Origin of the sequence: Nocardia sp. bgisy134 (genome assembly GCF_965341865.1) — a bacterium.
GTDB lineage: Bacteria > Actinomycetota > Actinomycetes > Mycobacteriales > Mycobacteriaceae > Nocardia.
Window position 1 is genome coordinate 163,576 of record NZ_CBDQZP010000006.1, and the last position, 19,334, is coordinate 182,909.

21 protein-coding genes and 1 pseudogene are annotated in these 19,334 nt (G+C 68.7%); 14 read left to right on the top strand and 8 right to left on the bottom strand.

Going from position 1 to position 19,334, the window contains the following annotated elements; translation table 11 throughout:
• Nucleotides 1-42 precede the first annotated feature (42 nt).
• The 4 genes from ACRWNM_RS13340 to ACRWNM_RS13355 form a co-directional block, all read right to left on the bottom strand.
• Nucleotides 43-660 carry a TetR/AcrR family transcriptional regulator gene (locus ACRWNM_RS13340; protein ID WP_431967114.1) on the bottom strand — a complete coding sequence of 206 codons (618 nt, stop codon included), beginning with the start codon at nucleotides 658-660 and terminating at the stop codon, nucleotides 43-45.
• A 71-nt stretch (nucleotides 661-731) separates the two neighbouring features.
• A complete protein-coding gene (locus ACRWNM_RS13345) occupies nucleotides 732-1,463 on the bottom strand; it encodes a hypothetical protein (RefSeq protein ID WP_431967116.1) in 732 nt (243 codons plus the stop codon).
• A 146-nt stretch (nucleotides 1,464-1,609) separates the two neighbouring features.
• On the bottom strand, nucleotides 1,610-2,410 hold the full coding sequence (locus tag ACRWNM_RS13350; protein WP_431967118.1) for an SDR family oxidoreductase: 801 nt from the start codon (nucleotides 2,408-2,410) through the stop codon (nucleotides 1,610-1,612).
• Nucleotides 2,407-3,600, bottom strand: a complete 1,194-nt coding sequence (locus ACRWNM_RS13355) for an acyl-CoA dehydrogenase family protein (RefSeq protein WP_431967120.1) — start codon at nucleotides 3,598-3,600, stop codon at nucleotides 2,407-2,409. Before ACRWNM_RS13355 ends, ACRWNM_RS13350 begins: the two co-directional genes overlap by 4 nt.
• A 77-nt stretch (nucleotides 3,601-3,677) precedes the next feature.
• On the opposite strand from ACRWNM_RS13355, the gene ACRWNM_RS13360 reads away from it, so the two are divergent.
• From ACRWNM_RS13360 to ACRWNM_RS13405, 10 genes are all read left to right on the top strand, one after another.
• On the top strand, nucleotides 3,678-5,237 hold the full coding sequence (locus ACRWNM_RS13360) for a FadD3 family acyl-CoA ligase (protein WP_431967122.1): 1,560 nt from the start codon (nucleotides 3,678-3,680) through the stop codon (nucleotides 5,235-5,237).
• Nucleotides 5,237-6,133, top strand: a complete 897-nt coding sequence (locus tag ACRWNM_RS13365; protein ID WP_431967124.1) for an enoyl-CoA hydratase — start codon at nucleotides 5,237-5,239, stop codon at nucleotides 6,131-6,133. The genes ACRWNM_RS13360 and ACRWNM_RS13365 overlap by 1 nt, the downstream gene beginning before the upstream one ends.
• Nucleotides 6,133-7,281, top strand: coding sequence for an acyl-CoA dehydrogenase family protein (locus ACRWNM_RS13370; protein ID WP_431967126.1), 1,149 nt, complete (start codon nucleotides 6,133-6,135; stop codon nucleotides 7,279-7,281). The genes ACRWNM_RS13365 and ACRWNM_RS13370 overlap by 1 nt, the downstream gene beginning before the upstream one ends.
• A gap of 223 nt (nucleotides 7,282-7,504) precedes the next feature.
• Entirely contained in the window at nucleotides 7,505-8,536 is a 1,032-nt protein-coding gene (locus ACRWNM_RS13375; RefSeq protein WP_431967128.1) for an acyl-CoA dehydrogenase family protein, read from the top strand.
• Complete coding sequence (locus ACRWNM_RS13380) at nucleotides 8,533-9,588, top strand: acyl-CoA dehydrogenase family protein (protein ID WP_431967130.1); 1,056 nt, start codon at nucleotides 8,533-8,535, stop codon at nucleotides 9,586-9,588. The genes ACRWNM_RS13375 and ACRWNM_RS13380 overlap by 4 nt, the downstream gene beginning before the upstream one ends.
• A gap of 186 nt (nucleotides 9,589-9,774) precedes the next feature.
• The gene (locus tag ACRWNM_RS13385) at nucleotides 9,775-10,227 is read left to right on the top strand and encodes a MarR family winged helix-turn-helix transcriptional regulator (RefSeq protein ID WP_431967132.1); all 453 of its coding nucleotides are present in this window, start codon (nucleotides 9,775-9,777) and stop codon (nucleotides 10,225-10,227) included.
• Nucleotides 10,224-11,468, top strand: a complete 1,245-nt coding sequence (locus ACRWNM_RS13390) for an MFS transporter (RefSeq protein WP_431967134.1) — start codon at nucleotides 10,224-10,226, stop codon at nucleotides 11,466-11,468. Before ACRWNM_RS13385 ends, ACRWNM_RS13390 begins: the two co-directional genes overlap by 4 nt.
• A gap of 101 nt (nucleotides 11,469-11,569) precedes the next feature.
• The gene (locus tag ACRWNM_RS13395) at nucleotides 11,570-12,322 is read left to right on the top strand and encodes a DUF427 domain-containing protein (protein ID WP_431967136.1); all 753 of its coding nucleotides are present in this window, start codon (nucleotides 11,570-11,572) and stop codon (nucleotides 12,320-12,322) included.
• Nucleotides 12,323-12,387: 65 nt separating this feature from the next.
• Nucleotides 12,388-12,603 carry a type II toxin-antitoxin system VapB family antitoxin gene (locus tag ACRWNM_RS13400; protein ID WP_431967138.1) on the top strand — a complete coding sequence of 72 codons (216 nt, stop codon included), beginning with the start codon at nucleotides 12,388-12,390 and terminating at the stop codon, nucleotides 12,601-12,603.
• On the top strand, nucleotides 12,600-13,028 hold the full coding sequence (locus ACRWNM_RS13405; RefSeq protein WP_431967140.1) for a PIN domain nuclease: 429 nt from the start codon (nucleotides 12,600-12,602) through the stop codon (nucleotides 13,026-13,028). The genes ACRWNM_RS13400 and ACRWNM_RS13405 overlap by 4 nt, the downstream gene beginning before the upstream one ends.
• 87 nt (nucleotides 13,029-13,115) lie before the next feature.
• Here ACRWNM_RS13405 and ACRWNM_RS13410 read toward each other — a convergent pair whose 3' ends face one another.
• A complete protein-coding gene (locus ACRWNM_RS13410; protein WP_431967142.1) occupies nucleotides 13,116-13,673 on the bottom strand; it encodes a hypothetical protein in 558 nt (185 codons plus the stop codon).
• Between the two features lie 143 nt (nucleotides 13,674-13,816).
• Nucleotides 13,817-14,731, bottom strand: coding sequence for an AraC family transcriptional regulator (locus tag ACRWNM_RS13415; RefSeq protein WP_431967144.1), 915 nt, complete (start codon nucleotides 14,729-14,731; stop codon nucleotides 13,817-13,819).
• A gap of 95 nt (nucleotides 14,732-14,826) precedes the next feature.
• On the opposite strand from ACRWNM_RS13415, the gene ACRWNM_RS13420 reads away from it, so the two are divergent.
• The 3 genes and pseudogenes from ACRWNM_RS13420 to ACRWNM_RS13430 all read left to right on the top strand — a co-directional run bounded on the left by ACRWNM_RS13420 (nucleotide 14,827) and on the right by ACRWNM_RS13430 (nucleotide 16,419).
• On the top strand, nucleotides 14,827-15,876 hold the full coding sequence (locus ACRWNM_RS13420; RefSeq protein ID WP_431967146.1) for a saccharopine dehydrogenase NADP-binding domain-containing protein: 1,050 nt from the start codon (nucleotides 14,827-14,829) through the stop codon (nucleotides 15,874-15,876).
• Nucleotides 15,877-15,904: 28 nt separating this feature from the next.
• Nucleotides 15,905-16,012 (top strand): annotated as a pseudogene (locus tag ACRWNM_RS13425) (winged helix-turn-helix transcriptional regulator); the annotation flags it as partial.
• Nucleotides 16,009-16,419: a cupin domain-containing protein gene (locus tag ACRWNM_RS13430; protein ID WP_431967148.1), complete on the top strand. Its 411-nt coding sequence runs from the start codon at nucleotides 16,009-16,011 to the stop codon at nucleotides 16,417-16,419. The pseudogene ACRWNM_RS13425 and the gene ACRWNM_RS13430, both read left to right, overlap by 4 nt.
• A gap of 3 nt (nucleotides 16,420-16,422) precedes the next feature.
• Here ACRWNM_RS13430 and ACRWNM_RS13435 read toward each other — a convergent pair whose 3' ends face one another.
• Nucleotides 16,423-16,755, bottom strand: coding sequence for a hypothetical protein (locus tag ACRWNM_RS13435; RefSeq protein WP_431967150.1), 333 nt, complete (start codon nucleotides 16,753-16,755; stop codon nucleotides 16,423-16,425).
• On the bottom strand, nucleotides 16,755-17,969 hold the full coding sequence (locus ACRWNM_RS13440) for a Rieske 2Fe-2S domain-containing protein (protein ID WP_431967152.1): 1,215 nt from the start codon (nucleotides 17,967-17,969) through the stop codon (nucleotides 16,755-16,757). Before ACRWNM_RS13440 ends, ACRWNM_RS13435 begins: the two co-directional genes overlap by 1 nt.
• Before the next feature lie 198 nt (nucleotides 17,970-18,167).
• Here ACRWNM_RS13440 and hsaA point away from each other — a divergent pair, with 198 nt between their 5' ends.
• Entirely contained in the window at nucleotides 18,168-19,331 is a 1,164-nt protein-coding gene (gene hsaA / locus ACRWNM_RS13445) for a 3-hydroxy-9,10-secoandrosta-1,3,5(10)-triene-9,17-dione monooxygenase oxygenase subunit (RefSeq protein WP_431967154.1), read from the top strand.
• Nucleotides 19,332-19,334: the final 3 nt, after the last annotated feature.

Consider the following 19,334-nt stretch of genomic DNA (forward strand, 5'->3'; position numbering starts at 1 on the left):
TAGGCCCAGCGCGGCGGGCGGAAGGTGCAGACATGGGGTCTCCTAGTCGGTGTGCTGCGAGGCGGTGAGCCCGTCGAGCACGATGGTGAGGTACTGCTTTGCGAGGTTTTCGACGGTGATGGCGCCGCCCGGCTGGTACCAGCGCACGGCGACCCAGACGGTGTCGCGCAGGAAGCGATAGGCCAGTTCGACGTCGAGCTCGGGACGGAAGCTGCCGTCCTCGACACCGTTGGTCAGCACCCGGTGCCAGAGCTCGCGGAACTCGCGGTTGTACTCCGCGATGTAGGCGAAACGCTCCGCGTCGCGCAGGCGTTTGGCCTCGGCCTGGTAGATCGCGACCGCGGCGTGGAAGCGGTCGAACGACTCGTAGGACGCGATCACCAAGGCTTCCAAGGTGTCTCGCGAGCTGAGGCCGGAGCCGACGATCTCGCGGTAGCGGCCGAACAGGTCGTCCAGGAAGCCGCGCAGGATCTCGTCCACCATCGACTCCTTGGAATCGAAGTGGTGGTAGAGGCTCCCGGATAGAATCCCCGCCGCGTCGGCGATATCGCGCACCGTGGTCGCGCGCAGTCCACGCTGGGCGAACAGGTCGGCCGCCAGCGCGAGCAGTTCGTTGCGTCGTGCGGATTTCGAGGCGTCAGGTGCGGTCACGAAGGCCATAATACAACCAAGCATTTGCTTGGTGGTAGTAGGCAACGGCACATCCTGATTCGGCGGGTTTCGGTGGTGCGCTAGCGCAGGGAGTAGCGGATCGGAGAGGAGACCGAGAGGTCGGCGAGGAGGCGGTCGCAGATGACGACCGGGGAGATGCCGGCGCGGGCCATGCGGGCGACTAGCGCCAATCTTCGCTCCGGCGTGTCCCATTCGACGGTCAGTGGCCCGCGGCCGGGGCCCGCGTCGACGGTCGCCATCACCCTGGGCGGGCCGTACGGGACCGGTTCCTCGATGAGCTTCAGCACCATGCCGCGCTGCCAGGCGTGGTAGGCGTCCATATCGGCGCCGACCACCAGTTTGTCGGTGGCCGCGCACAGACCCTGCGCGATCTCGTCGGCGACGGCGCCGCGGTCGAAGTGATGTTTGCGGCAGCGGCGCAGCACCTCGATCAGATCGGCGCGGACCTCGCGCAGCAGCGCGGTCTGGCGCTGTCGCCGCCGATCCTGGTCCGAGGGAACCCCGGCGGGAGACCGCAGTCCGATCCGGCTGGCGCGAGCGTTGTCGCGCACCATGTCGGCGCGCAACGCGGCTCTCGGGTCTCGTTCGACTTCGCTCTCGTCGATCGCGAACCGCTCGAGAATCTGCGCGGCCCGGCACGCCGTCGCCCGCGCGGACTCGTGGTTCATGAGCTCGGCGCCGAGCGTCAGGGCAGCGAGAACCATGCTGTCCAGCCTGCGCCTGGCCAACACGACCTCGCGTACGACATCGAGTTCTAGTTGTTCGCGGGCAGGTGGGCGATCCGGGCCCATAGCCAACGCCCCTTACGAAATTGCGGGATCCGTCCTTCCCCAGCATGGCACACCCCAGCCCCGCGCGCGCCACCCTTTTTCACCTGATCGGGCGCCCATTTCCGGGGAGGGAAGCGGACGCCCGAAGGCGATCTCAATCGGGCGCCTCAGGCCCGCTGACTGCTCACCGAAACGACCTCGCCGGTGAGGTAGCTGGTGTAGTCGCTGGCCAGCATGGCGATGGTCGCGGCCACCTCCCACGGCTCGGCCGCGCGGCCGAAAGCCTCTCGTTCGGAGAGCTGATCCAGCAGCTCCGTCGAGCTGACCTTGTCGAGGAACGCGTGCCGCGCGATGCTCGGCGAGACGGCGTTGATCCGCACGCCGAGCTCGGCGGCCTCGACCGCGCTGCACCGGGTCAGCGCCATCACACCGGCCTTGGCCGCGGCGTAGTGCGCCTGCCCGTACTGCGCGCGCCAGCCGAGGACGCTGGCGTTGTTCACGATGACGCCGCCGTGGCCCGCCGAACGGAAGTAGGCCAGCGCGGCGCGGGTGCACCGGAAGGTGCCGTTGAGCGTGATGTCCAAGACGCGGTCCCACTGCTCGTCGGTCATGTCGACCACCGGCGTCTCACCGCCGAGGCCCGCGTTGTTGACCATGATGTCGATGCGGCCGAGCACTTCCGCCGCGCCGCGCACCAGCGCGTCCACCTGCTCGGTGCTCTGCACATCGCAGGCGATCGCGGCGACCCGGCGATCCGGGAACTCGCCCTTCAGCTCGACCTCGGTCTCGGCGAGCCTGCGCTCGTGCCAATCGGAGACGACCACGTCGGCGCCCTCGGCGAGCAGCCTGCGCGCGGTCGCCGAGCCGATGCCGGTCCCGGCGGCCGCGGTGACGACGGCGACGCGTCCGGTCAGCAGGCCGTGCCCGGCGACGGGCTCAGGGGCGACCGAAAGGGGCCGCGCCGTCACGGCCGGGCCTCGCGCGGCAGACCGAGCACGCGCTCGGAGATGATGTTGCGCTGCACTTCGTTCGAACCTCCGTAGATGGTGTCGGCGCGGGTGAACAGATACAGCCGCTGCCATTCGTTGAGATCGTCGTCCTCGTCGGCCACCAGGCCGCGCGCGCCGAGCACGGCCATGGCCAGTTCGCCGAGGCCGCGGTGCCAATTGGCCCAGAGCAGCTTGGCGACCGAGGCCTGTCCGCCGTCGTCGACGCCGGTGCCTTCCATGGTGCGCAGCGCGTGCGCGCGCAGCACCCGCAGACCCACCCAGGCCCGGTCGATCCGGTCGGCGATGAGCGGGTCGTCGGCCACGCCGATGCGGCGGGCCAGCGCCTCGATGTCGGCCAGTTCCCTGGCGAAGCGGATCTGCTGGCCGAGGGTGGAGATGCCGCGTTCGAAGGTCAGTGTGCCCATCGCGATGCGCCAGCCGTCGCCCGGCGCGCCGACGACCAGGTCGGCGGCGGTGCGCGCGTCGTCGAAGAAGACCTCGTTGAATTCCGAGGTCCCGGTGAGCTGGATGATCGGGCGCACCTCGATACCCGGCTGCTTCATGGGAACGAGCAGGTACGACAGGCCCTTGTGGCGGGACGAGCCCTTCTCGGTGCGCGCCACCACGAAGCACCAGTCGGCCACGTGGGCCAGCGAGGTCCAGATCTTCTGGCCGTTGATGGACCATTCGTCGCCGTCGAGGTGCGCGGCGGTGCTGATGGCGGCCAGGTCCGAGCCCGCACCCGGTTCCGAGTAGCCCTGGCACCACAGCTCGGTGACGTTGCGGATGCCGGGCAGGAAACGGTCCTTCTGCGCCTGGGTGCCGAAGGCGAGCAGGGTCGGGCCGAGCAGCTCCTCCCCCACGTGCGAGACCCGCGCGGGCGCGTTCGCCTTGGCGTATTCCTCGTGGAAGATCACCTGCTGACGCACGGTGGCCTCGCGACCGCCGTACTCCTTGGGCCAGCCGAGGCAGGTCCACCCGGAGGCGGCCAGGTGCCGGTCCCAGGCCAGGCGCTCGTCGAACGCCTCGTGTTCGCGGCCTGGACCGCCTAGTCCGCGCAGTTCGCGGAATTCTCCGTCGAGATTCTCGGCCAGCCATTCCCGCACTTCGGCGGAAAACCGCGCGTCCTGCGCGGCAGTGTCGGAATCTGAGGTCTGGATCGCAACCACGACGGTAGGATAACCTACCAAGCACTTGCTTTGTAGAGTGCATGCATAAGTACTCGCGTGAACGGTGAGGAACGCCCGTGACAACCCCTGCACAAACGACACCGATGGCCCTGCACGATGCCGCTCGGACGTTCGGTGCCGCCCCGGCGCTCGCCGACGGCGACGTCCGTCTCGACTGGACCCAGCTGTTGGCCGTGGTCCAGCAGACGGCGCGTGCGCTGATCGCCCGCGGCGTGCAGTCCGGCGACCGGGTGGCCATGTGGGCGCCGAACACCCACCACTGGGTGGTCGCCGCGCTGGCCGCGCACTACGCCGGCGCGGCGCTGGTACCGCTGAACACCCGCTACGTCGCCGACGAGGCCGCGGACGTGCTGTCGAGAGTCGACGCGAAGGCGCTGTTCATCGCGGGCGCCTTCCTCGGCCGCGACCGGCTGGCCGAACTGCGCGCCGCCGCGCCGGAATTGGCGATTCCGACGATCGTGGTGATCCCCGTCGAACCGGGCGGCGAGACGACGAGCACCGATCCGAGCGTGCTGAACTGGTCGGATCTCGCGGTGATCGCCGAGACCGTCCCGGTCGAGGACGCCGAGAAGCGCGCCGCCGCCGTCGACGCCGAGGACATCTCCGACATCCTGTTCACCTCGGGCACCACCGGCCGCAGCAAGGGCACGCTCGTCGCGCACCGGCAGGCGCTGTCGGTGGTGCGCGCCTGGGCCGAGTGCACCACCTTGAACAGCGACGACCGCTACCTCGTCGTCAGCCCGTTCTTCCACAACTTCGGCTACAAGGCAGGCATCCTCGCCTGCCTGGTCACCGGCGCGGCGATCATCCCGCAGGCCACCTTCGACGTGCCGCAGACGATGCGGCTGGTCGGCCGGGAGAAGATCACCGTGCTGCCCGGCCCGCCGACGATCTACCAGACCATCCTGGACTTCCCCGACCGCGGCTCCTACGACCTGAGCACGCTGCGGGTGGCCGTCACCGGCGCCGCGACGGTGCCGGTGGTGCTGGTCGAGCGGATGCGGTCCGAGCTCGAATTCGCCGTCGTCATCACCGGTTACGGCCTGTCGGAGGCGGCCGGGTTCGGCACCATGTGCCGCGCCGACGACGACGCCGAGACCGTAGCCAACACCTGCGGCAGGCCCATCGCGGGCTTCGAGCTGAAGCTCAGCGAGGCGGGCGAGGTACTGCTGCGCGGCTCGAACGTCATGCTCGGCTACCTCGACGATCCGCAGAGCACCGCCGAGACCATCGATGCCGAGGGCTGGCTGCACACCGGCGACATCGGCGCGCTCGACGAACGCGGATACCTCAGGATCACCGACCGGCTCAAGGACATGTACATCTCCGGCGGCTTCAACGTCTATCCGGCCGAGATCGAGCAGGCGCTCGCCCGGCTCGACGGCGTGGCCGAGTCGGCGGTCGTCGGCGTGCCCGATACCAGGATGGGCGAGGTGGGCAAGGCCTACGTGGTGCGCAAGTCGGGCTCGTCGCTCACCGAGGACCAGGTGCTCGCTCACGCCACCACCGTGCTGGCCAACTTCAAGGTGCCGCGCTTCGTCGAATTCCGCGACCAGCTGCCCTACAGCGCCGCCGGGAAAGTGCTCAAGCGTCAACTACGTGAGGAGAAGTCGTAATGTCAGACCAACCGGAGAACGGCGCCGTGCCGGACGAAGGCGAGGTCGTCACCTACGAGCGCCGCGGCCGGGTCGCGATCGTCACGATGAACCGGCCCGACTACCGCAACGCGCAGAACTCGGTGATGACCTACGCGCTCGACGCCGCCTTCCAACGCGCCGTCGAGGACGACGAGGTCGGCGTGATCGTGTTGGCGGGCAACGGCAAACACTTCAGCGCCGGGCACGACATCGGCACACCGGGCCGCGACCACCACGTGCGCTACGACAACAAGGCCGTCCTGTGGTGGGACCACGTCGACAAGCAAGGCGGCGACCAGCGGTTCGCCAGGGAGTCCGAGGTGTACCTCGGCATGTGCCGTCGCTGGCGGGAGATCCCCAAGCCGACCATCGCCATGGTGCAGGGCGCCTGCATCGCGGGCGGGCTGATGCTGGCGTGGGTGTGCGATCTGATCGTCGCCTCCGACGACGCGTTCTTCTCCGATCCCGTGGTGCGCATGGGCATTCCCGGCGTCGAGTACTTCGCGCACCCGTGGGTGATGGGCCCGCGCGCGGCCAAGGAGTTCCTCTTCACCGGCGATCGCTTCGGCGCGGCGCAGGCCAAGGAGTGGGGCATGGTCAACCGGGTGGTCCCGCGCGCCGAACTGGAGGCCGAGACCATGGCGCTGGCCGAGAAGATCTCCGCCATGCCGCGTTTCGGCCTCGCGCTCACCAAGAAGGCGGTCAACCAGGCCGAGGACCTGATGGGCATGCGCACCGGCATGGACTCGGTCTTCGGGCTGCACCACTTCGCGCACGCGCACAACGCCGAGGTCGGCGCGGACTCACTGGGCGGCATGAACGCCAAGACGATGAAGGCCAGTGCGAGCACGGCCGAACAGAACAGGACGACGTAGTGGATCTGGATCTGGACCAGGCGACCCAGGAATTCCAGCGGGAGGTCCGCGAATTCCTGGCCGCCGCGAAACCCTCGGCGCCGCTGCCTTCGATGGACACGAAGGCCGGGTTCGAGGCGCACCGCGACTGGGAGCGCACCCTGGCCGACGCGCGGCTTTCGGTGGTCTCCTGGCCGCAGGAGTACGGCGGGCGCGACGCCTCGCTGCTGGAGTGGGTGCTGTTCGAGGAGGAGTACTACGCCGCCGGTGCGCCGGGGCGGGTCAGCCAGAACGGCATCTTCCTGCTGGCGCCGACGTTGTTCGAGCACGGCACCGCCGAGCAGCTCGACCGCATCATGCCGCGGATGGCGCGCGGCGACGACATCTGGGCGCAGGCCTGGTCGGAGCCCGAGGCGGGCAGCGACCTGGCGGGCATCCGGTCGACGGCGCGCCGCACCGAGGGCGGCTGGCTGCTGAGCGGCCAGAAGACGTGGAGCTCGCGAGCGGCGTTCGCGGACTGGGCCTTCGGCCTGTTCCGCAGCGATCCCGAGGCGGAGCGGCACAAGGGCCTCACGTACGTGATGTTCCCGCTCACCGCCGACGGCGTCTCGGTGCGGCCGATCCCGCAGCTGGACGGTGAGCCCGGCTTCGCCGAGATCTTCCTCGACGACGTCTTCGTGCCGGACCGCGACGTGATCGGCGCGCCCGGCGAGGGCTGGCGGGTGGCCATGAGCACCTCGAGCAACGAACGCGGGCTCTCGCTGCGCAGTCCCGGCCGGTTCACCGCGACCGCGCGACGGCTCGCCGACCTGTGGCTGGACAGCGGCGATCGCACCAACACCGCCCAGCGCGATGCCGTGGTCGACGCGTGGATCCGCAGCGAGGCCTACCGCTTGCACACCTTCGGCACCGTCACCCGGTTGAACGAGGGCGGCAAGCTCGGCGCGGAATCCTCGATCACCAAGGTGTTCTGGTCCGAACTCGACATCGCCATGCACGAGACCGCGCTCGACGTGCTCGGCCCGGCGGCCGAGCGGTCCGGACCGTGGACCGACGGCTACCTGTTCTCGCTGTCCGGCCCGATCTACGCGGGCACCAACGAGATCCAGCGCAACATCATCGCCGAGCGCATCCTCGGCCTACCCCGCGAAGCCCGGCGGGAGAAATGAGCATGATCATGCAGGTGACATCCCTCGCATTGCGACACCGCGGGTACGCCCAACGTTTGGTTTCGAGCGAAGCGAGACCGAGCATCGCCGTTCGTGGCCCGGCTCGGCGTTCGGCTGCCGCCGCGTACGCGACGAAGGAGCAAGCGGCGGTGGCCGAACGCCGAGCCACCCGAGGGCCACGACGCGCCGCCGAAGGCGGCGCCATCGAACACAGGAACGGCCGATGAGATTCGCGCTGAGTCCGGAACAGACCGATTTCGCCGCAAGCCTGCGCAAGCTGCTGGACGCCGGGCGCACGCCGACCGCGGTGCGCGCCTGGGCGAGCGGCGATTCGCGGCCAGGCCGCGCGCTGATCGGGCAGCTGGCGGGCGCGGGCGTGCTCGGCCTCGCGGTCGACGAGGCGTACGGCGGTGTCGGCGCCGATCCGATCGACCTCGTGGTCGCGTTCGTGGAGATCGGCCGGTCCGCCGCGCCGGGACCGTTGGTCGAGACCGCCGCCGCGATTCCCGTTCTGCTCCAGTCGCTTCCGAAATCCGACGCGGCCGAGCGCTGGCTGCCCGGGCTCGCCGAGGGCACCGCGCTCGGCACGGTCGCCTTCGCCACCCCTGGACTCGATCCGGTCGCGCTCGACGCCGACGCCGCCGATGTGACGCTGCTCGTCGACGGCGGGCAGGTGTTCCTCGGTGAGCGCGGCGCGGCGATCCGCTCGGTCGACCCCGCGCGGAAGTTGTTCGCGGTGACGGCCGCCGAGCTCGTCGCCACCGACGACCGGGTGCTGGAGGCGGGCGCGGTCGCGTTCGACACCGGCGCGCTCGCCGCCGCCGCCCAGCTGCTCGGCGCGGGCCGGGCGCTGCTGCACGCGGCGACCGAATACGCCAAGCAGCGCAAGCAGTTCGGCAAGCCGATCGGCGAATTCCAGGCCGTGAAGCAGAAGCTCGCCGATGTGCTCATCGCGCTCGACCTGGCCGAGCCGCTGCTCTACCGCGCCGCGCTCACCATGGGCGAGCCGACCCGCAGCCGTGACGTGTCCGCCGCGATACTGGCCTGCGGCGACGCCGCGCACACCGCCGCGCGCGCCGCGTTGCAGGTGCACGGGGCGATCGGCTACACCGCCGAGTACGACCTGTCGCTGTGGCTGACCAAGGTCACCGCGCTGCGCGCCGCGTGGGGAGCGCCGGATCTGCACCGCGCCAGGATCGCCCGCGCCCTGCGCGACGAGGCCGTCCGGGACCGTGCGCTGCGAGGCACCGCATGACCGCCGCCGAACACCAGGAATTCGCCGCCTCGGTACGCGCGCTGCTCACCAAGCACGCGGGACGCGACGCGGTGCGCGCCGCGATGGACACCGAACTGGGCTACGACCCGAAACTCTGGCGGCTGCTCTGCGAGCAGATCGGCGTCGCGGCGCTGGCCGTGCCGGAGGAGTACGGCGGCTTCGGCGCGTCGCTCGTCGAATCCCTGCTCGTGGTGGGCGAATTGGGCCGGACGCTGGCGGGTGTGCCGATGCTCGGTTCGGCCGTGCTCGGCGCGCAGGCCGTGCTGCTCTCCGGTGACGAGGAAGCCTGCGCCCGGTTGCTGCCCGGCGTCGCGGAAGGCACGACCACGCTGGCGGTCTGCTGGGCGAACGCGACCGGCTGGGATACGCCTGGCGTCCACGCCGAGGGCGAGTCTCTCTCCGGCACGGCGCATTACGTGCTCGACGGGGCCCACGCGGACACGCTGATCGTGCTCACGCCGACCGGGTTGTTCGAGGTCGAGGCCACCGCGGCGGGCATCACCCGGCGTCCGGTCGCGACCATGGACCCGACGCGCAAGCTCACCGAGATCGGCTTCGACGGTGTGGTCGCACACAAGCTCGGCACGAACGATCCGGATGCCGTCGCGGCGCGGCTGCGCGAGATCGGGTGGGCCGCAGTGGCCGCCGAGCAGGTCGGCGCGGCGGAGCAGTGCCTGGAGACGACGGTCGAATACACCAAGTCCCGGGTGCAGTTCGGGCGAGTGATCGGCAGTTTCCAGGCGCTCAAGCACCGGATGGCCGATATGTACGTGCTGCTGGAGTCGGCCAAGTCCGCGTCCTACGCCGCCACCGCCGCGGTGGCCGCCGACCTGCCATCGGCCGCCGAGGACGTGTGGGTCGCGCGGGTGCAGTGCTCGGAGGCGCTCACCGAGATCGTGTCCGAGACCGTGCAATTGCACGGCGGCATCGCCATCACCTGGGAGCACGACGCGCACCTGTTCTTCAAACGCGCGCACGGCGACGCCCAGCTCTTCGGCACGCCCCACCGCCCCCTCACTCACAGCAACTGAACCAATCCCGAAGGCCCCGGCTGTCCGCCGGGGCCTTTGTCATTCCCAGTGGCTGCTCACCTCGGTTCGCACAGGCACTGTCCGTGTACGAAACCCGCGCGAGACCGGTGTGTCGGCGACGGTGGGCTATCTCACGGGTAATAGATAGTTAGCTTATGTAATAATATTTCCGTGCAGCATGCTCCCGTGACGACTTCAGACATCGTGGTCGATCTTCTCGTGACCGCGGGCAGGCTGACCCGGCTGGCCGGGGTGATCGGCGACGACGATCTGCCGCGCGCCGTCCTGCGGGCCCTTGCCGTTCTCGACGAGCGTGGCGCGGTGCGGGTCAGCGAATTCGCCAGGATCGACCGATGCTCCCAACCGGCGGCAACGGCGCTGCTCGGCAGGCTCGTCGAGGACGGATTCGCGACAAGGACCAAGGACCCCGAGGACTCGAGGGCGGTCGTCATCGACCTCACCCCGGCCGGACGCGAGCGACTGGCACAGGCGCGCGCCGCCTACGGCACGGCCATGGCCTCCCGGCTCGCCGAATTCGACGTCGAACGACTCGCGCGAATGGAAACCGATCTGAACGAACTGCTGGAAGCGCTGAAAAAGAGTGCGCCCCAGCACTATCCGTCGAGGGAAAACCGATGAACACCCTAGTGGACACCGGCGCCGCCACCGGCGCGCCAGCGTCGACCAAACAGCCCAAAGCGGTCTGGGCGGTCGCCTTCGCCAGCGTCATCGCCTTCATGGGCATCGGCCTGGTCGACCCGATCCTCGAGCCGATCGGCGAACAGCTGCACGCCTCACCGTCGCAGGTGTCGCTGCTGTTCACCAGCTACATGCTGGTGACGGGCGTGGCGATGCTGACGACCGGCGTGGTCTCCAGCCGGTTCGGCGCGAAGAAGACACTGCTGGCGGGCTTGGCCATCATCGTGGTGTTCGCCGCGCTGGCGGGCATGTCCGACACTGTCGCGCAGATCGTCGGCTTCCGCGCGGGCTGGGGCCTCGGCAACGCGCTGTTCATCGCCACCGCGCTGGCCACCATCGTCGGCGCGGCCAGCGGCGGCGTCGCACGCGCCATCATCCTGTACGAGGCGGCGCTCGGCATCGGCATCGCGACCGGCCCGCTGGTCGGCGGCGTGCTCGGCGGAATCAGCTGGCGCGGCCCGTTCTTCGGCGTCTCGGTGCTGATGGCCATCGCGTTCGTCTGCCTCGTCGTCCTGCTGCCCGAGGGCCCGAAGCCCGCGCACCGCACGTCGCTCGCCGCGCCGTTCCAGGCGCTGCGCCACCGCGGCCTGCTCACCGTCAGCATCACCGCGCTGCTCTACAACTTCGGCTTCTTCACCCTGCTCGCCTACACCCCTTTCCCGCTGGACATGGGCACCTACGCGATCGGGTTCATCTTCTGCGGCTGGGGCATTCTGCTCGCGCTGGCCTCGGTCTTCCTCGCGCCCGGTCTGCAACGCCGCTCCGGGACGCTGCCGATGATGGCTCTCGCGCTCGGACTGTTCGCGGCGGACCTGGCGGTGATGGCGCTGTTCGCGGAGAACAAGACGGTGCTGATCGTCGGCACCGTGCTCGCTGGCCTGTTCCTCGGCGTGAACAACACCCTGATCACCGAGGCCGTGATGATCTCCGCGCCGGTGGAGCGGTCCACCGCCTCGGCGGCCTACAGCTTCGTCCGGTTCGCGGGCGGCGCCGCAGCGCCGTGGCTGGCAGGCAAGCTCGGGGAGCACAGCATCGCGCTGCCGTTCTGGGTGGGCGCGGCCTGCACCGCGGCGGCCGTCCTCGTCCTCGTCGTCGGGCGCGCCGCGCTCGCCCACATCGACGACCACGATCCCGCGCCGCACTCGGTGGAGGAGGCGCAGGCGATCACCGTCGGCGACTGAATTCCGATACCTCACGGGCCCCGCTGTTCCGGCGGGGCCCGTGGGCGTTTCGCGATCCGACGCCCCGGAACCTGTCACCTGGTCGGCGTACCGTCGAGAATATGACCGAAGAGCAGCGAGGCCGCGTCAAGATCGCGACCAGCCAGAAGCGCGTCCGGGTGTACCTCGGCGGGCACCTGGTGGCCGATACGGACCGCCCGGTGCTGGTGTGGGAGATCCCCTACTACCCCACCTACTACCTTCCCGTCGCCGATCTGCGCGCCAAACTCGAGCCGAACGGCGAGACCACCCACTCCCCGAGCCGTGGCGAGGCCATGGTGTACGACGTGATCGTCGACGGCGTCACCGCGGCCGGCGGCGCCCTGCGCTACCACGATTCCCCGCTACCGGAACTGAACGAACTGGTGCGGCTGGACTGGGACGCCATGGACGAATGGTTCGAAGAGGACGAGCCGGTGTACGTCCACGCGCGCGATCCGTACTCGCGCATCGACATCCTCGGCAGTTCGCGGCACATCCGGATAGAGATCGGCGGCGTCGTCGTCGCGGACTCCCACACCCCGCGCATCCTCTTCGAAACCGGCCTTCCCGCACGCTATTATCTGCCCCTCACCGACGTCCGCCTCGACCTCTTGCACCCCTCCGACACCCACTCCCGGTGCCCCTACAAAGGCACCGCCGACTACTGGACCGTCCGCATCGGCGAGAAGGAATACCCCGACTTCGCCTGGATCTACCGCACTCCGCTACCAGAGAGCCAGAAGATCGCGGGCCTGGCCTGCTTCTACAACGAGAAGGTGGATGTCTGGATCGACGGCGTCCTCGAAGAACGCCCCCGCTCCCCGTTCAGCTGAAAACCTCGACGCCGTATATATCACCTGATATCTTCGATATACGCGGAGATATCAGGAGGTGCGTCATGGCACGGACAGTGATCGACCTCGATGACGAACTCGTCGCCGATGTCGCCAAGGAACTCGGCACCGGAACGAAGAAGGACACCGTCAACGCGGCTCTCCGGGAAGTCCTGGAAAACCGCCGCCGCGCACTGGCTCTCACCCGGCTGCAAGACGCCGTCGCGGAGGGTGCTTTCGATCTGGACATCCTCGAGAACAAGCGGAACTACCGGCGGTGAGCGCGGCGCGCTTCCTCCTCGACACGAGCGCACTGGTTCCGATCATGCGCCAAGACCCGGAGGCCTTCGCCTGGCAGCGCGCCGTCGCCGCGGGACTCGTCGCCATCTGCCCGATCGTGGAACTCGAATTCTTCTACACCGCCCGCTCCCACGCCGACCGCGAACGCACGATCGACGACATGCGCGTGCTCTTCGGCTGGGAGCCGGTCGACGACCGCGCCTACACGCGGGCCTGGGAAGTCCAGGGCGAATTGACCAAACGCGGAAAGCACCGCAGCGCAGGCCCGGTCGACCTCGTCCTCGCCGCGACCGCCGAACTCCGCGGCCTCACCCTCCTGCACCGCGACCACGACTTCGACCAGATCGTCGCGATCACCGGCCAAGACCACCGCTGGCTCGGCACCGGCGACAACGACCTGGACTGACCTGGCCCGGTATCAGCCCCGCTGAGGAATGCCTCGCCACCGCGATGCTCGGCGATGACCACCCTGGCGCCCCGGGAGAACCAGCGGCTAAACCCAGAGGAACCGGCGTGACAGCCGCACCCAGCTGACCAACTGCACGAGGTACAAGAGAACGCCGCCGGACCAGGCGAGCCAATGCCATACGGTCCGCAGGGTAGGCGCGGCCCAGATGAGGCCGACCAATGGCACGATCGGAATGATCAGCATGAAGGCCATACGCATAGGGAATTGGCTCCACCCGGTCTGGTAGACAGTCGCCCGGATATAGTCCTCCCATCCGAAAACACGCTCGTCCCCGGACTTTTCGACGATGACCGGACGAAGGCGACCGTTGATGTACTCGCCCATGTGCTGCGCGTGGATCGTGTAGGTCTGGTAGAGCAGGCCGAGGGCCACCGACACGTAGGGGATCGCCAGCAGCAGTTGCGGCGCACCCCGCTCCGACAGCACGAACGCGGCGATCGCGGTGCTGAGCGTGATGTTCAGATTCATAACGGTCCGCTGGCCGCGTCCGATTTCGTCCAGCTCGTTGCGCAACGCGACGAATTCGGCCAAGGCGGCGTCCAGTACCCGCCGCGCCGAATCGTCCCGAGCATTCGTGCCCATGGGATCTCCCCTCCCCGAGCGGGCGGCGACCCATTCGCACCGCTCACACCATGATGCCGGACAACTTCCCGACTGGGGTTCACTTTCCGCCCGCAGTCGTCGCCGAACAGCGAGCACGATGCAGGGGAACTGCTACCGCGGCATCACACGGCGATCGGGGGTTGGGTCGGGGTGTGGCGGTATTGGCCTGGGGCCTGGCCGTATTCGCGTTTGAAGGCTTTGGCGAAGGCGAATTCGGAGGTGTAGCCGACTCTGCGGGCGATGGTGTGCAGGGCGGCGTCGGTGTCGCGGAGGAGGCGGGCCGCGGTGAGCAGGCGCCAGCGGGTGACGTAGGAGAGCGGGGGTTCGCCGATGGTGGCGGTGAAGCGGCGGGCCAGGGTGGCGCGCGAGACGCCCGCGATGTCGCTGAGGTCGGGCACGGTCCACGGGCGGGCCGGGTCCTCGTGCACGGCGCGCAGCGCGGCGGCGACGGCCGGATCGGCGAACGCGCCCGCCCATCCGGTGGTGTGGGCGTCGGCCTGTTCGTCGAACCAGGCACGCAGGATGAACAGCAACATGGTCTCGAGGAGCGTGGCCACCGCGGCATCGCTGCCCTGACGGGGTTCGGCGATCTCGGCGAGGAGCAGGTCCACCGCGCCGCGCAGAGCCGGGTGGCGGCCGGGGCGGGCGGGCAGATGGATGAACTCGGGCAGTTCGTCGAGCAGCGGGTGCGATCGCTGCCTGCCGAGTTCGTAGGCGCCGCAGAGTAATTCGGACCGAACGCCGGGACCGGGAAGTTCGCGCGGCTCACCGGGCAGCGCGGTTTCGGTGACGGGCGAGTCGAGACTGTCGACCAGATCGTGATCGGCGCCGCGCGGCATGAACAGCACGTCGCCGACGCCGAGCGCCAGCGGCTCGCCGCCGGGCGGGACGAGCCAGCACGACCCGCGCAGCACGACGTGGAATCCGGCACCGGGCACCACCGGATAGCGACGGCCCCACGGCGCGTGCCGGATGAACAGACCGGAGGCGGGATTGCCCGTGCGAATCGCGGCGATGGTCTCGCTGAGAACGTCCACGACACAACCATACGCTCAAATAGTGAGCGTTTCAGATATAAGTACGAGCATCTAAGCCATTCATATGCTCACATTGCCGCAATAAGTTGTGAATCATGACAACGCAGACCAGCTCCCCCACCATCGCCGTCTACGGCGCCACCGGCCACACCGGCAGCTACCTGCTCGCCGAGCTGCACCGCCGCGGCCTCACCCCGATCCTGGTGGGCCGCAACGCCGATCGCCTGCGTGCCGCCGCCGTGGCCGCGAATCTTCCGGACGCCGAGATCCGCGTCGCCGAACTCACCGACCACGCCGCCCTTGTCGCCGCGTTCACCGGCGCCGACGCCGTGATCAGCAGCCTGTCGGCCTACGTGCGCAACGGCGAACCGGTGCTGGCGGCCAGCATCGCGGCGGGCGCGCACTACACCGACATCTCCGGCGAGCAGCTGTTCTTGAAGAAGGTCTTCGACGACTACGCCACGGCGGCGGAAGCGGCGGGCGTCACCGTCGTCGCCGGCAGCACCGACAACAACGTGCCCGCCGACCTGCTCGCCCACCTCGTCGCGCGCCGGGTGAACGGCCCGGCCGAGATCGTCGTCAGCCACCTGAGCAAGAGCAGGGGCAACGGCTCGAAGGGCAGCGCCAAGACCGTGTTCGCCAGCCTGGACTGGTTCCGCGACGGCGGTTGGCACTTCGCCGCCGGAGAACTCAGGACCGGCTCCACCGCAAAGCATTCCGAGATGACCTTCCCCGGCGAGTCGGCGCCGACCTCGGTCGGAAAATTCCCGCAGCCACCGGTGCTCACCATCCCGAGGCACACCGAAGTCGCGTCCGTCGAGGGCGTGCTGGCCGCGGACATCCTCGCCACCCTCGGCTCGTTCACCGAGCAGCTCATCGAGCAGATCCCGGATGCGCCGAGTTCGGACCTGCGCTACGAGGTGATCGTGGACGCCCACGGCACCGACGGCCGCGTGGTGCGCGGTGTCGTCGAGGGCGTCGACTCCTACCGCGACTCCGCGCTGCTCGCCGTCGAGATCGCGACCAGGCTTGCCGCGGGGACGACGAAGCCGGGCGCACTGGCGGTGGCCGAAGCGTTCGACCCCGCGGAGTTCCTGGATTCCCTGGCCCGCTTCGACATCACCTGGCGCATAGAGGAATTCTGACCTCAGGCCGTGGCGAGTTCCGCCAGAGCACGTGGAGTATTCGCTCACCGCGCTCGGGAAATCGTTGGAAGAACCGCTTGCCGCGATCTGCGTGTGGGCGGTCGAACACGGCGACGGGCATAGAGTCGGGGTATGACCGACGACCGGCCTGCCCTGGCCATCGCACTCGACCTGGCGCCACACCCCGAGGGGGGCTGGTATCGCCAAACATGGCGAAGCCCAGTGGAATTCACGCCACCCGGCTATCCGGGAGCGCGAGCTGCCGCCACGATGATCCATTTCCTGCTGATGCCGGGAGAACGCTCGGCCCCGCACACGGTGCGCTCGGACGAGCTGTGGCTCTGGCACCGCGGCGGACCACTCGCGCTCGACATCGGTGGCGAGGAAGTCGTCCTCGGACCCGATGTCGAGCGCGGTCAGCTGTTGCAAGCCGTGGTCCCCGGCGGAGTAAGCCAGGCGGCGCGGCCGCTCGGCGACGAGTACGTCCTGGTCAGCTGCCTCGTCGCGCCGGGCTTCGACTTCGAGGACTTCCGGCTCGACTGAGATTTACTTCGGAACGTCGATCACGCCCTCGTCGACCGCCCACTTGATGGTCTTCTCCAGCTGCGGGCAGGTGTCGGGACGACCCGGACGGCTGCCCGACGCGGCGAGCTCGGCGAAGACCGGGCAGTGCGTTTCGGGCGGCTCGGTCCACTGCACCGAGGTCTGGTGCGAGCTCGATTTGCGCACCAGCACCTCACTGCGGCAGGCCTGACACCGCAACGGCGTCAGGCCTTCCTCCAGATAGGTCTGCTTGTCGACCACGGTCTGGGCCTGCACCGCCGCCCGCCGCGCGGGCTGATCGGCGAAGTCCGGCGCCTTGGCCCAGGTCGCAGCCATCAGACGCCTGCCTCGGCTTCCTTCGTCGCCGCTTCTTCGGCTTCGTGCTTGCGCCGCAGATTCTCCGCGACCTCGGCCTCCCACGCCTCGTTCGCCTTGGTGGTGTCCACCTCGAACTCGAAGCGCTGGGTCATCTTCTCGGTCACGTCGGCGACGTCGACGTAGAACTGGTCGTACCAGCGGCGCAGCTGGTAGACCGGCCCGTCCTCCTCGCACAGCAGCGGGTTCTCGACCTTGGACTTGTGCTTCCAGATCTCGACGTCCTGCAGGAAGCCGACGCTGATGCCCTCGGTCATCTTCTCGGCCAGCTTGTCGGCCATCGCGCCGTCGACGCCCTTCGGCTTCTCCAGCGAGATGCCCCACTGCAGGACGAAGGAATCCTGTGTCACCGGGTAGTGGCAGTTGATCAGGACGCTCTTGACCTCGTAACCGCTGTAGATGTTGACCAGCGGGTTGATCATGTACGAGGGCCCGAAGTACGAGGCTTCCGACTTCAGCAGGGTGTCGCCGCCGTACTTGGAGGCCATGCCGATGTCGGGACGGCCCTTGGTCTCCAGGAACTGGGTGGCGATGTGTCCTTCGAAGACGTTCTTGAAGTACGTCGGGAACGCGAAGTGGATGTAGAAGAAGTGGGCCATGTCGACCACGTTGTCGATGATCTCGCGGCAGTTGGCGCCCTCGATGAGCATCGAGTTCCACGTCCAGTCGGTCCACCCGCTGTCGAGCTCGTCGGTCGGGTTGCCGTTCGCGTCGGTGTACGGACCCTCGATGTGCGGGATGGTGATCTCCGGCGGCGGCTCGTTGCCCTCGTGGTCGTGCCAGACGAACAGCTGACCGTTGCGCTCGAGCGTGGTCCACTTCCTGGTGCGCGCGAGCGGGGGGACGCGGCGCGCGTAGGGGATCGAGCTGCACTTGCCGTTGACGCCGGACCAGCGCCAGTCGTGGAACGGGCAGGCGATGTCGTCGCCCTTGACCTCGCCCATGCTCAGGTCGCCGCCCATGTGCCTGCAGTAGGCGTCGAGCACCCGCAGTTCGCCCGCGCTGTCGGCCCAGATCACCAGTTTGGTGCCGAACACGTTCACCGCGTGCGGCTTACCGTCCCGGTACGTCTTGGCCAGGCCGAGGCAATGCCATCCCCGTGCATAGCGGGTAGGCGCCGAGCCGACATCCAGCTCCCTGGGCTTGCCACCGCTCCCTTTGGGGGTAACTGCCATCGCGATTCCTCCTCCTTCTGTACTAGAACACGTTACAAAAATGTCGCGTTCCATGCCAGCGATTCGGGTCACTTCCTGCGCATGTCCATCCACGACCTGCGATGAACGCCGGTTCTCGACATAAATAAGAACCTGTTCTAGTCTCAGAGGCAAATGAGTACCGGTTACCAATCCGACCAGGCAGGAGCAGGTCCCGAGATGACGCAAGAAGTGACCGAGCGGGTCGAAGCGCTGTTGCCGACGCTGCGTGAGCGCGCGCAGGAGGCCGAGGACCTGCGGCGCATCCCCGACGAATCGATCAAGGCGCTCCAAGAGACCGGCTTCTTCCGGCTGCTACAGCCCAAGCAGTGGGGCGGATACGCCGCCGATCCGGTCGTCTTCTACGACACCGTCCGCAAGCTCGCCAGCGCGTGCGGGTCCACCGGCTGGGTGGCGGGCATCGTCGGCGTGCACAACTGGCACCTCGCGCTGTTCGACCAGCAGGCGCAAGAGGACGTGTGGGGCGAGGACACCGAAGTGCGGATCTCCTCCTCCTATGCCCCGATGGGCGCGGGCACGGTCGTGGAGGGCGGCTACATCGTCAAGGGCGCGTGGGCCTGGTCCTCGGGCTCCGACCACGCCACCTGGGCGGTGCTCGGCGGTCCGGTCATCAAGGACGGCAAGCCGGTGGACTTCGGCAGCTTCCTCATCCCCCGCACCGAGTACCGCATCGACGACGTATGGAACGTGGTCGGCCTGCGCGGCACCGGCTCCAATACCGTTGTCGTGGAAGACGTTTTCGTGCCGAAGCACCGGTTCCTCAGCTTCCGGGCGATGAGCGAGCTGAAATCGCCCGGCCTGGAGCAGAACCCGGATCCGGTTTACAAGATGCCGTGGGGCACCATCCATCCCACCACCATCTCCGCGCCGATCGTCGGCATGGCCTACGGCGCCTACGCCGCGCACGTCGAGCACCAGGGCAAGCGGGTGCGCGCGGCCTTCGCAGGCGAGAAGGCCAAGGACGATCCGTTCACCAAGGTCAGGGTCGCCGAGGCCGCCAGCGACATCGACGCGGCCTGGCGCCAGCTCTCCGGCAACGTCGCCGACGAATACGCGCTGCTGACGGCGGGCAAGGAGATTCCGTTCGACCTGCGGGTGCGGGCCCGCCGCGACCAGGTGCGCGCCACCGGACGGGCGATCGCCTCCATCGACAAGCTCTTCGAAGCCTCGGGTGCCACGGCGCTGGCGAACGGCACTCCGCTGCAGCGCTTCTGGCGCGACGCGCACGCGGGCCGGGTGCACGCGGCCAACGATCCCGAGCGGGCCTACGTCATGTACGGCACGCACGAGTTCGGGCTCCCGGTCACCGACGGCATGGTGTAGGCG